The organism is Porphyromonas circumdentaria (assembly GCF_900167105.1).
GTDB lineage: Bacteria > Bacteroidota > Bacteroidia > Bacteroidales > Porphyromonadaceae > Porphyromonas > Porphyromonas circumdentaria.
In genome coordinates, this window is the sequence record NZ_FUXE01000027.1 from 1 (window position 1) to 11221 (window position 11221).

At 43.2% G+C, this 11221-nt stretch carries 12 protein-coding genes; 2 read left to right on the forward strand and 10 right to left on the reverse strand.

Features of this window, described 5'->3' with window-relative positions; translation table 11 throughout:
• Positions 1-177: 177 nt before the first annotated feature.
• From B5D06_RS08595 to B5D06_RS08610, 4 genes are all read right to left on the reverse strand, one after another.
• Positions 178-1185 (reverse strand): relaxase/mobilization nuclease domain-containing protein, encoded by a 1008-nt coding sequence (locus B5D06_RS08595; RefSeq protein WP_078737575.1) that lies wholly within the window; start codon positions 1183-1185, stop codon positions 178-180.
• Positions 1175-1579, reverse strand: a complete 405-nt coding sequence (locus B5D06_RS08600; RefSeq protein WP_078737576.1) for a plasmid mobilization protein — start codon at positions 1577-1579, stop codon at positions 1175-1177. Before B5D06_RS08600 ends, B5D06_RS08595 begins: the two co-directional genes overlap by 11 nt.
• 230 nt (positions 1580-1809) lie before the next feature.
• Positions 1810-2262 carry a DUF3408 domain-containing protein gene (locus tag B5D06_RS08605; RefSeq protein WP_078737577.1) on the reverse strand — a complete coding sequence of 151 codons (453 nt, stop codon included), beginning with the start codon at positions 2260-2262 and terminating at the stop codon, positions 1810-1812.
• A 3-nt stretch (positions 2263-2265) separates the two neighbouring features.
• The gene (locus B5D06_RS08610; protein WP_078737578.1) at positions 2266-3216 is read right to left on the reverse strand and encodes a toprim domain-containing protein; all 951 of its coding nucleotides are present in this window, start codon (positions 3214-3216) and stop codon (positions 2266-2268) included.
• Positions 3217-3910: 694 nt separating this feature from the next.
• Here B5D06_RS08610 and B5D06_RS08615 point away from each other — a divergent pair.
• Both B5D06_RS08615 and B5D06_RS08620 read left to right on the forward strand, forming a co-directional pair.
• The gene (locus tag B5D06_RS08615; RefSeq protein ID WP_025843248.1) at positions 3911-4189 is read left to right on the forward strand and encodes a helix-turn-helix domain-containing protein; all 279 of its coding nucleotides are present in this window, start codon (positions 3911-3913) and stop codon (positions 4187-4189) included.
• Positions 4190-4191: 2 nt separating this feature from the next.
• Positions 4192-4479, forward strand: coding sequence for a helix-turn-helix domain-containing protein (locus B5D06_RS08620; protein WP_078737579.1), 288 nt, complete (start codon positions 4192-4194; stop codon positions 4477-4479).
• A gap of 528 nt (positions 4480-5007) precedes the next feature.
• On the opposite strand, the gene B5D06_RS08625 is transcribed toward B5D06_RS08620, so the two are convergent.
• From B5D06_RS08625 to B5D06_RS08650, 6 genes are all read right to left on the reverse strand, one after another.
• Positions 5008-5610: a hypothetical protein gene (locus B5D06_RS08625; RefSeq protein WP_078737580.1), complete on the reverse strand. Its 603-nt coding sequence runs from the start codon at positions 5608-5610 to the stop codon at positions 5008-5010.
• A gap of 5 nt (positions 5611-5615) precedes the next feature.
• A complete protein-coding gene (locus B5D06_RS08630) occupies positions 5616-6062 on the reverse strand; it encodes a response regulator (RefSeq protein ID WP_234989586.1) in 447 nt (148 codons plus the stop codon).
• A gap of 162 nt (positions 6063-6224) precedes the next feature.
• Complete coding sequence (locus tag B5D06_RS08635; protein WP_078737582.1) at positions 6225-8321, reverse strand: sensor histidine kinase; 2097 nt, start codon at positions 8319-8321, stop codon at positions 6225-6227.
• A 7-nt stretch (positions 8322-8328) separates the two neighbouring features.
• Positions 8329-9414 (reverse strand): DNA cytosine methyltransferase, encoded by a 1086-nt coding sequence (locus B5D06_RS08640; protein ID WP_078737583.1) that lies wholly within the window; start codon positions 9412-9414, stop codon positions 8329-8331.
• Positions 9415-9705: 291 nt separating this feature from the next.
• Positions 9706-10887, reverse strand: coding sequence for a site-specific integrase (locus B5D06_RS08645; RefSeq protein WP_078737584.1), 1182 nt, complete (start codon positions 10885-10887; stop codon positions 9706-9708).
• 123 nt (positions 10888-11010) lie between these two features.
• Positions 11011-11221 (reverse strand): tyrosine-type recombinase/integrase (locus tag B5D06_RS08650; RefSeq protein WP_159442711.1); only part of this gene is annotated, 211 nt, incomplete at its 5' end.

Here is an 11221-nt window from a genome sequence, read left to right on the forward strand (position 1 = left end):
GTTACCAACAGGACGATGGTGGACAGGTAACGATTTGGAAATGAGCGAGATGCTTTTGGTTGCTCGTGTTTGTACTAACAAAGAACGCTCACTATTATCCCTTGCAAAGATATTGATTTGCGAGCAAAAGTGAGCGTTCCGTCATGATTTTCTTTTCGGGAAAGGAAGTGGCTGTTTCTACATCCTTCGTCCCCGTTTCTTTCTCTTGTTGGCTTCGTGGCGCAGTCTCCGCTGAAAGGCGGTTTCGGCATAATCCTCTCCATGGACTTGGAAGTCCAGTACACCGCCAACACCCGATGCAATCCCTTCGGCAACAACATCCACTACGCTCTCAACAAGGCTTGGTTCAAGGCTTGGTACTGGCTGTAGCGTTTCTTCCTGAAAAACCTCCTTCGGCTGATAAATCGGAACTGAAGAGTGGTAGGGAGTGGCATAGGAGAGCCCGAATTGTTTCAATAGCGAGTTGTATCCGAACTCTCGTCCTATTTCCGAAGCCTTGAAGGTCTGCCCCTCAAAAAGAAATTTCAGACCATAGATTCCCCCTTTCTTGTTCATCATCTGTTCCACGGCTACTCCTTGTTGTCTCAATTCATATCGAAAGGAAGCGTAGCCATTCAGTCCGCCATTTGCATACTTTCCCAACAGTCCGTAAGCCATTGAACGGAGTCTCTCTTTGGTTGCTTCGCGTGTTTGGTGAGCTATCGGCTTTTGATACCGTTTCTCTGCCCGTATCTCATTGGCAATGATTAGACCGTGCTTGCGACTCAACTCTTCTGCCACTCGTGCTGCCCGATTGCTCACAAAGGTCGTATCATAGACAACTCTATCCATACTGATTCGATTGGCGATGATATGAATGTGCAGATTGTCCGTATCCTTGTGCGTAACGGCAACAACTTGATGCCTTTCCAATCCCATGATTTGTATAAATTCAGACACCAGATATCGGAGCTTCACAGCGTTCATCTTTGCCTCATCTGCGGGAGCAATGCCGATTTCAATTCTAAGGAACTTATTGCGACAACGACTATTGTAATCACTCAATAAACACATCTCTTCGTATATCCCTCGTGGTGTGTCCGAACAAAGCTCTTGAAATAAGAGCCTGTTCTTGAGTTTTGCCTCCCTGAAAATATACTCCAAGGCTACCTTACCATGTGCTATGGCTTTGCACTTAGCGATCATTGCGCTCTATCTTTAAGATGTCATACACCTCGTCTACAACTCGATGGCGAGGATTATAAAACCGCTTAAAAGCCTCCAACGAGACGAGCGAAAGATTCTTGGTCATGACTACCCACGAGGCATCCTTCGTCTTAATGAGGTTGGAGATATGGGTAAAGAAATGGGAGATGCGTTGCAAAATCCGAACAGCTTCCTGTTCGTTTGCCTCCAACTTCGGGATGGCAATTACCTCTCCCGTCAGAAGCATCTCACGAGAGAATTCGGATAGTTTCTTTCCCGATTGCTCTGCACGCTTTTGTATCTTTCGTTGTTCCTCTTCAGAACAACGTATCCGAAGAATGCTGGTCTTATTATTTCCCTTGTTTCTTCTCTCTTTATCTGTTTTTGGTTTCATCTTAACTTGCTTATTAAGGCATCCCTGCCGATGAGAACGAAGTGATTACGGCTCCCCTCCCGAACCAACGAGTGAGGAGGCAAGAGCAGTTTGTGGCTACAAACTGACGTCTTGCACTACTACCGATGAATACTCTTTGTAACTGATACGATTGGCTTTCATCTCTTCCTTCTTTCCCTTCTGAGAATGCCGATTGTTCATTTCGTTACTGATGGCTCGGAATGCCGAGATTAGAGTTTGCGCCAGTGTTCTATGTCGTCTCCGTACTCTTCCAAGTGTTGGAGAGCAATGCACTCTAAGAAACTTGAAACATTGGCTCCATAATCACCCAATCGACGGACAATGAACTCCAAGCGTTCCCATGTGGAGCAGCTGAGATAGGTTGCCTTTCTGTCAATGATTTTATGGGGAACGAGAAAGGTTTCCCGATAGCTATCCAAGCTCTCTTTACGTTGCTTGTGGCTGATACGTCTCTGAATGCTTGGTATCGCTTGTGGCTTCTCTTGTTCGGATTGCTCTGCTTTCAGTTTGTCTTTCTCTTCATTCAGAGACTCTGAAGGCAGTGTTTGCTCAGATGTTGAAGAGAGCTTGGCAGGCTCGGATGCTTGGGATTGCTGCGACTGCTTCTCTTGAGTTTCTTTCCCTACGTTCAAATAGTGGGATAAATCAAATCCTTCTTTCATGGCTTATCTGATTCTACGTTTTGCAATGGCGGGCTTTACTTGTTGTACTTCTTGTTGTTGCTTCCTTTGAGCTACGTGATACTCATTGAGGTCTTTATGATGTGGATAGAGACATCTGCTCATATCCTCCACCTCGACGCCTGTGGCACGAAGTGCACGAAGAGCTTGTCGCCCTGCTTCATCGTTGTCGAAGAAGGCTTTGACCGAGAAGATTTGCTCTTCTTGGAGGCAAGCCACGGCTTTGTGCAGATTGCTTACCGAGTTCAGGATAAGACAAGGAGCGATTTCTTTTCCCTTCATCGAGAGAAGGGAGAGAAAGTCGATAAAGCCCTCGAAAAGACAAGGCGTTCCATCGGATTCTCCGTTAATCAGAGAAATATCTTTCGGAGCGATACTCCCTTTGAAATTCCCATTATCTCGAAGCTCATAACCTCCCGAACGATTGGGAAAGCCGATAGCAACATACTCTCGTCCTCCGATGGTGTAACGAATATGGCGGAGATAAGGGCTTGCCACGGCAAGGTCTATCTTGCGTACCCCGTGGAGATAATTTTTCAAATGCGGGGGCAGTTCTTCACCGATGGAGAGAATATGCCTTGTATTTGATGGAGAATTGCTCGTTTGGGAAGGTGTTGAACGATGAAAGGCGGAATGGGCACGCTTTTGTTGGTCAGACAACTCTTCATCGGCAAGATGCGCCATGGCTTCGTAGGCACTGCATCCTCTCATCAACATCACAAGGTCGATGATGCTCCCGCCCTTACCTATTCCGTAGTCGTGCCAGAGGTTTTGCCGAAAGTCCACTTTCAGGCTGGCATTGTGGTCATTTCGATAGGGGGCATGATAAAGGGCATAGTGCGTGTATTCTTTGGCAGGAGCAATACCACAGGATTTCAGGTAAGCTGATATAGGCTGCTGCTTGATGGTTTGAATATCGTAATATCTTGGTTTCATAAGTCGATAGGATGAAATGATGAGAGAGGTGTAGAGAACGGTGAAAGGAGAAAAAGCGTGCTCTCACGGAGGTCGGAAGGGGTGAGTCTGTTTGCCCTTCGATGAACAAAAAGAGATTTCTCCACTTTTCCCTTTCACTGTATATATATTCTTACAGTGAAAGAAGAAGAGTGAACTGTTTTCGTTTTGTTGCCGATGGCTTTTTCCTTTCATTGTTCCCATTGCCTCTTTTTTCTTGATTTTGAACTTTCACCCGAAAACGGATACTGAAACCAAGTTAGAGAGCCGAGAATGAGAAGACAAGCTTTGCGAGTTTGTTGCTTTCGGGTGCTATACAATGCTCCGAAAAAGAGAAGGAAATAGAGCGGGAATCAGGACAAAAACACCTCAAAAACGAATCGGACAAAGAGAGACTGCTCTCAAGCGACAGCATCGGGCTTCATACTTCTGCACCCTTTTGCATCGGAAGAGAAAGGAGTTGCGTTTTTTTATCGGATAGGAAGCCATTTCATACCTTATCAAGGCCACAAGTACGCACTTAGCCGAAAGCCTTTTCTGTGAGGGTATGCGCCTCTATATTTGCCTGCGAGTTCCCTCTGTTTCCTCGGTTATCCCTGACTGAAAGAACGAATGGAGAGGCTTCCTACATTTGCATCAAAAGACAAAAACAGAGTAACAAAAACAGCATTCCGATATGAGATTTACCGCTATTGATACCTCCGCTTGGGAGGAACTAAAAAAGAGCATCGAAGAACTGGCTCTTTGCATGAGAGAACATTTCGGCACGAAGCCCGAAGTCCCCGACCTGTTGCACAACGGAGATGTCTGTCGCATCCTGAATATCAGTAAACGAACGCTCCAGCACTATCGGGATACTTCTGTATTGCCCTTTATCCAAATCGGGCACAAGTGCTACTACAAGCGAGAGGATGTGGAGGCTCTTCTCGCAAAGTCTAATCACAAGAAACAGTAACTATGGAACACGAGATTGTAAACAGAGAAACGCCCGAAATGAAAGAGCTCATTTCGGGCATCAGAGAGATGACAAAGCGGCTGAAAGAGGTTGCTGAGACACATCGTCCGCTTTTCGGAGGAGAAATCTATCTCACAGGGCGAGAAGTCTGCGAACATCTTTTCGTCAGTCCCCGCACCTTGCAAGACTATCGAGACAAGGGTATTATCCCCTACACCCAAATTGCAGGGAAAATACTCTATCAACTCTCCGATATCAATCAACTACTGCAAGAGAACTACAAAGGATAAATGACTACCCATTGCTGTCCGCTAAAACTATTTCATCTCATTTCGAATGGCATTCAATCCATGAGTATATACGATTGAAAGTATCGCTCTTTAGAAGTAAGCCTACATTCAATGAAATCTGCCGGCATCCGATAAAAGCACCTAAAAAGGAAGATATAGGGCTGTGCTGTCATCTAAAAGGTTGCCTAAAACGACTATTTAATAGGCTTGAGAGAGCATTCTGCCCCAATCTAAAGTTTAGCGGGCAGCAATAAAACAAATATTCCTCAATACTCTCAAAACAGCATCGGAACGCCCTCTTGTCTTTATATTTTTATGATTTACATACTAATCCACATCAAGTTCAAGGCAACCGCATCAAAATTCCCCCAAAACACAAGTTGTTATTTTTTTCAGATGATTATATTTACAAATTGCATCGAAAGAGAGATAATCCACTCAAAACTAGTATTGATAATCAATCACCTATATTTTGATGCGGTTGCCCTGCATCAAGTCTCCTCTTAGCTTGATACATCTTATTTTATTCTATAAGGATGATAACACAAGAGTTCCATCCCCCTCAAAAACAAGAGCCTCCTTATTTCTGAGCAAATAGGCAGCGCCCCAACGATCTTTTGTGTCCAGAATTGCTATTTGTTCATCGAAACTTGCGAGCATCTTTTCTTTAGCAGTCTCAATATTGTCTCCGGAAAGAACACTTTTTAGACCAGACATTGCACTAATAACGAAAGGTTCAAGATCTCCTTTAGTCGTAAATAACTCATTGTATCCAACGAAGAATTGTAAACCAAGCCCTAGAAGATGAGGGCGAAGATTTTTAGCACAAGAACAAGCAATACTATAAAGTCCTTTCCCGTCAAAGTTATAATTTGTAGTACGAATAGAAATTACCTCCTGCTTACTCTCGTTATATATCCCATCATAATCTCCATGTGAAGCTATAAAGCATAATTGATGGTTTGGCATAACTCCGATGACATTTTCTTCTGTCAAGCTGGGAGGGCATACAGATTCGTAATATAGGCCATTATCTACACACGCTTGTTTTGCATCGTCGGCACATGCTTCGAAGAGATCATGAAGCTCAGTCTGATTATCATTATCGTATGCAATCAAGATTCCACTCATATATTTTATTTTTTTGAGTGGCTGAATAAATGAATATAGTACTCGTTCAAGAGCTTTTCGAAGGACTTACCAACATCAGACTGACGACGCAATTCTGGGAGGACTTCGTTCCAAGTGTAAACTCTATCAGAGGTGAAGGCCTCTTTGTCATTATCCTCAGGATGACGAATTAGCCATTGCTCCAGAATACAGTCGAACTTTGTACTCCAAGCTCGTTGAATTTTGTCAATAATATTTTCTACCGTCTTAAAGCCACTATTGCTCCGATCTAAGTAGAAGATATTGTCGTCATTGATCATCTCAATAATAGATTCTGAAGGAATATTGCCCTCTATTTGATTCGCTGACATCATGACGACATAGAGCAATGAGGTCTGACTTCTAATCTCGCGTAGCAGTTCAATACCTTTTTTCTGATTAGCACCGAAGTTCCAGTCAATAAAGACAATCATTCTTTCGCTCAAGTTGTCTAGGACATACTTCAATCCTTCGTCAGGATTTTTAAATACACCAGAGCAATCTGCGTCCTTGTAGTGCTTGCTTATATTCCGAACAAACGGTTCTGTCTCAGATAGATTATCATCTATAAAAACAACTCTAAAACACATTTTTAACTACTTTTTGAATGGGATAATTATTCTTATTGTCGTTCCGATCTCGCCAAATTCGCTGTCAACTACAGAGACAGTTCCACGAAGAGCTTCCACGCGAGTCTTAACAATATATAGTCCAATACCTCCCCCCCCCTGTGCTTCTGTGGTGGTAAAGTAGAGTTCAAAAACCTGCTCTCTACTTTCTGGTGGTATCCCCTTCCCTGTATCTGAAACAAGAATTTCTAACATCTCATCTTTTGCCTCGTATGAGCAACGAATAACCTTTTGCGCAGAGTCTACCATTGCCTTTATAGAGTTATCTAGTAGATTTTGTAAAATATCCCTAAAAAACTGACGGTTGCCGTTTAAGGTCAAGTTGTTTGGAAAGTGTGTTTGTAGCGAAATTTCTTCACGCGCGAAAATATCATCATAGTTACCCACGATCTCCTCAAAAGCTTCTTTTAGGTCAAATTCCTCAGGCTGGATGTTTGATTGAGTGTAACTGAGCAAGTAATCTATAACACGATTAAGGATTTTAAATCGCTCATACATTTCTTTCGCATAAAGCAAAAAGAATTTCTCCTCATCAGGATCCGGATAGTATCGGTAAAAGAACTCTATCCTGTCTCGAATCTGATTCAGCATGGTACGAACCGCATGAGTTACCGTTATTGAAAACTGTTGTAAAGACATAAGGCTCATGTAGATATTCTCTTTACGGGCAAACTCCTCTAATGCCTTTTTATGCTCTTTTATTGCGGCTTTCACACTTTTCCCCGTTTCCTTTACCTTCTTCAGAAGGGGGGCTACTGCTGACCTCAATTCTGGGTTTTGAGAAACAATATTATTGACAGCAGACTGGAGTTGTTCGATATCCTTCGATGCAGCCTGAAGGCCCTGAGAGACATCTTTGCGCTTAGCTTCACGCTCTTTCTCCTTGTAAGTCTGCAGAGCGCTTAGTTGAATGATAATGAACTCCTTGAATTCTCTATATTCCTCATTGTCCACAAAGTCCTGACGGTTGGTCGCATCTATAATCTTTGAGTTGCCCTCTGATGTTATCTCTATCGTACCGAGAAACTCACGTGTACTAACTCTGTTGAATATATCACGCCAAAGTCGCTTATCAATGCCAAGGACATCTCGCTTCTTGTCTGGGTCGTCATTGGTTTCTGCAAAGGGGGTAGCTATAATACCATCTCTATAGACCTTGAAGCCATCAATCTCGCTATTTGGAAAAGAGTTTCGATACCGTCGCCTAGCAGCATCATCAAAGTAGTAAACAGCCATCTTTACCCCTCCAAAAGACTTCAGGGGGATTAAACGATGTTTAAAGGTTTTACTCTCTTCATCGTAGTAAATACTCTGTTGCAAGCCAGCCTCTATCCCTATACTGAAAGAAGTCGTTGCTAGAGCAAAATCCTCCATAGTCTTCACGGCTTCTTCATCTATGTTGAACTCTGATGCCAGCACACGTACTTTTAACGGATAGTTTAGATTGGCAAAGGGAGAAACCATTTTAGATATTTCTCGCATTAGGTGTTTGATTTCTCTTTCAGTCCAAGGCTCTCTAAGTGATGAAATGATAAGTTTTGTGCCTGACTCCTCTAAGTTCTCTGCACTAATATACGAATATGAGTTTTCTATATCGGTAAACAAGCGTATATCTCTCCCATGCTCCATCTCTTGATAATAAGCAGCCCAATCAATATCAACCCGCAACCAACTACTTTCACCCCTCTTTTTTGTTATGATAGAAACATAATCTCCGAGCTTATCTACGGCGAAACGACCAATACCTTTTTCTCCAACACACTTTCTATTATAGGGTTCTGGGGAATATGGCTGAGATCTCTTGCTAGAAGTACCTACTACCATCCACTTGTCTCTTACATCTTCAAAAGACATCCCATATCCGTCGTCTTCAATCCGAATGATGGGATTTTCTTTTCCTATACTAACATTTTCAAAAACAACTTTAACACTCTGAGCATTGGCATCATAGCAGTTTTTTACGAGTTCAAATAATGCAGTAACACGATCTGTTATCAAGTCGCGTCCTATGAGTCGAAAAGTACTTATGTCAAATCGCCATTTCAATGTTTGGTTACTCTCCATCTCTTCTCTATTTGTGTTTTTCCAGGTGCTGCCAAATACTCTCAGCAATTACCTCTCCCAATCTTGGTGGCACTGCATTACCAATATACCGAGAAGCTTTTGTCAAAGAGATTTCTTGGTCGCTCCGAAAAAACTTATACGTGAACGGAAAAGTCTGAAACAACGCAGCCTCGCGGATGGAGATAGCTCTATTTTGAACAGGGTGCCCAAAACGACCATTACCCAAGCCTGTACACAGAGTCGTCATCGTTGGGGCAGGCTTCTCCCAAACCATTCGCCCATAAACACTCCCAAAACTTTTACCTTCCTTCTTCTTATGGCAAGACAAAAGCAATTCTTCTGGCCAATCTTGCCAACCACCGCCATAGGAGGTTGCTTGTATTCGTCGCATATTTATTTCTGATAGTGCACGACACCTATGCAAAGGATCCGTAGGGGAACACTCCCCAGCCTTTAGAGCTGGTAAGCTACCTATAGCATCATATACAGTAACGTAATTATCCTCTGAATGCGTAGGAGGGATTAATCTTATCTCTCCCTTCTTAGAGGCCAGTAAGACTAGGCGTTTGCGTGTTTGTGGAATCCCATAACTCGGACAAAAAACTACTTGATAATTAACATAGTACCCTTCTTCCTTCAATGTTTGAACAAAATCAGCTAGTACAGACTTTAGCTTAAAAGAAGTAATTGCTGGGACATTCTCCATCGTTACGATGTCAGGCTGAACCTCCTTTACCAAACGCCCAAACTCATCAAGAAGATTGTACTTTTCTTGATCCTTGTTTTTATTCTTAAACGCATATGAAGAAAAAGGTTGACATGGCGCACAGCCAGCTAATACTCGAATAGCATCCTTTGAATACAGGGGAGCAATATCTTCTTTTGTCACTCGCCTAACATCCTTATAAACAAATATAGCATCGTTGTTTGACTCATAAGCATACTGACAAGTCTCATCTAAGTCAAACCCCTTGAGTATTCTAAACCCCTTGGATTTCATCCCATAACTCAGCCCTCCTATTCCACAAAACAAGTCTACTACTTCTACCGAAGAGTGTGTCTCGTGTTTATTATGAATTATGTTTTTATCCATATCTTTTATGCTACAAGTAGTTCTTACACACAGCTTTTTGGAATCATAGATTGCCAGATAAAAAGCTCCCTATTAGAGCGAATGCGTAGAGTTTCTATTCAACGCAAGCGCAGGATTTTTTAAGACTTGGCAATAATTGTCTACTGAAGATTTTCTTCATTAAAAATCCTTTAGGGTGTTCATTTTTCTGTATTCCATTGATGTGATTTACTCACAAAGATACTGATTTGTGAAAGAAAACAAGTGTATTAACGTGATTTTGTTCCCGTTTTATACACAAGTTTTTTAGCCTCATTGTTGCATCAATCTCTCCATATCTCTTGCAATCTTTTGGTCTGTGATTTGCGCGTAGATTTGCGTGCTGGCAATGGATGAATGTCCCATCATTTTGGCGATGCTCTCCATAGGGATACCAGCTTCCAAGGTCAGTGTGCCAAAGCTATGTCTTGCGACGTGCCAAGTCAGCGGAGTGCGGATACCACACGCCAAGCCTATGGATTTGAGGTGGGCGATAAGTTGGTTTTTGCTCATCGTGTCGGGAAATATCTTGTGATTGCTGCTGTCGTCTGCTTTCAAGTAGAGTTCAAGAATCTGTTCCGCTATCGGATGCAGGGGTATCAGGCTCTCAACCTCTGTTTTCTGTCTCGCCTTGCGGACATATCGTTTTCCTTCGCTATTCGTTTCTATTTGTGAAACTCGCAGGCTCTGTAAGTCAGCAAATGCCAAACCCGTAAAAACGGCAAAAAGAAACATTCTTCGGCTTAGTTCTGCCCCTTCATCCTGCAATGGGAAAGCCAACAGCTTCGCCACATCGCCCTTGGAGAGGAAGCGAGGTTTGCGCTCCACTGTCTCATACTTCACACCCTCAAACGGATTGAAACGGATTGTCCCTTGGCTGACGGCTCGATACATCAATCGGCTCAACCAGCAGAGATGTTTGTTTATCGTTGCAGGAGCATAATTCTCTCTCTTCAGATAGAAGCGATAATCATCAAAGAACCCCGTCGTAACGGCCGTAAGAGGCAGATCTTCTTCGCCTCGACTTCGCACAAAGTTTCTCAACTGCCTGTCCGAATAACCATTTTGCCGACAGGTGCTTTCGCTCTTGGATTTTTCAACTTCCTCGCTTTGTCGTTGCTCTTCTGCCCGACTCATTGCCAAAAGTGTTGTCGGAGCTTTTCCCACACCCTGCAAATGTTTTTTCAGCAGTTCCGCACTCACCGCCCCATACCGATAGAGCAAGTTGTTGTACCCTTGTTCGATTTCGTCCCGAAAGGCTTGCAAGCGTTGATTCGTTTTCTTATCGGTTGTTTCACCTCGTTTCAGGTTCCACTCGTGGGGAGCAATGCTTTCGCCCGTGCTCATCACAACATTTGCTCCGTCGATGGTGATGCGACAAAGGATGCCTGTCGTACCGTCTGTTTTGACTTTACTCTTATTGATATAGAATAGGATTTTGAATGTACTGCGCATAATCTTTTCGTGTGCTGTATGAATGGTAATTACTTTGCCTCCAAAAGCTCCTAAGCTTTCGGGTAAAAGCTTTATCGCTTTCTTGGAAAAGCTTAGGTGCTTTTCAGGGCATATTCTTGAATGTCACAAAGAGAGTCGTAAATCTTCGGTGAAAGAGAGAAATCGCTCGAACTCATCGAAGAGCTTCTTCGGGGTGACGTGGGCATATCGTTCCGTGGTTTTGATGCTGCCATGCCCCAACATTCGGCTCACGGTCTCGATGGGGACGCCACGCTCCAACGTTATGAGCGTGGCAAAAGTGTGGCGACCGACGTGAGCCGAAAGTGGAACAGCG

Excerpts from the sequence above, each read along its gene's own strand:
- B5D06_RS08635 (WP_078737582.1), bottom strand. The coding sequence starts at position 8,321 with ATGGAGAGTAACCAAACATTGAAATGGCGATTTGACATAAGTACTTTT.
- B5D06_RS08615 (WP_025843248.1), top strand. The coding sequence starts at position 3,911 with ATGAGATTTACCGCTATTGATACCTCCGCTTGGGAGGAACTAAAAAAG.
- B5D06_RS08600 (WP_078737576.1), bottom strand. The coding sequence starts at position 1,579 with ATGAAACCAAAAACAGATAAAGAGAGAAGAAACAAGGGAAATAATAAG.
- B5D06_RS08630 (WP_234989586.1), bottom strand. The coding sequence starts at position 6,062 with ATGATTGTCTTTATTGACTGGAACTTCGGTGCTAATCAGAAAAAAGGT.
- B5D06_RS08625 (WP_078737580.1), bottom strand. The coding sequence starts at position 5,610 with ATGAGTGGAATCTTGATTGCATACGATAATGATAATCAGACTGAGCTT.
- B5D06_RS08640 (WP_078737583.1), bottom strand. The coding sequence starts at position 9,414 with ATGGATAAAAACATAATTCATAATAAACACGAGACACACTCTTCGGTA.
- B5D06_RS08620 (WP_078737579.1), top strand. The coding sequence starts at position 4,192 with ATGGAACACGAGATTGTAAACAGAGAAACGCCCGAAATGAAAGAGCTC.
- B5D06_RS08645 (WP_078737584.1), bottom strand. The coding sequence starts at position 10,887 with ATGCGCAGTACATTCAAAATCCTATTCTATATCAATAAGAGTAAAGTC.
- B5D06_RS08610 (WP_078737578.1), bottom strand. The coding sequence starts at position 3,216 with ATGAAACCAAGATATTACGATATTCAAACCATCAAGCAGCAGCCTATA.
- B5D06_RS08605 (WP_078737577.1), bottom strand. The coding sequence starts at position 2,262 with ATGAAAGAAGGATTTGATTTATCCCACTATTTGAACGTAGGGAAAGAA.
- B5D06_RS08595 (WP_078737575.1), bottom strand. The coding sequence starts at position 1,185 with ATGATCGCTAAGTGCAAAGCCATAGCACATGGTAAGGTAGCCTTGGAG.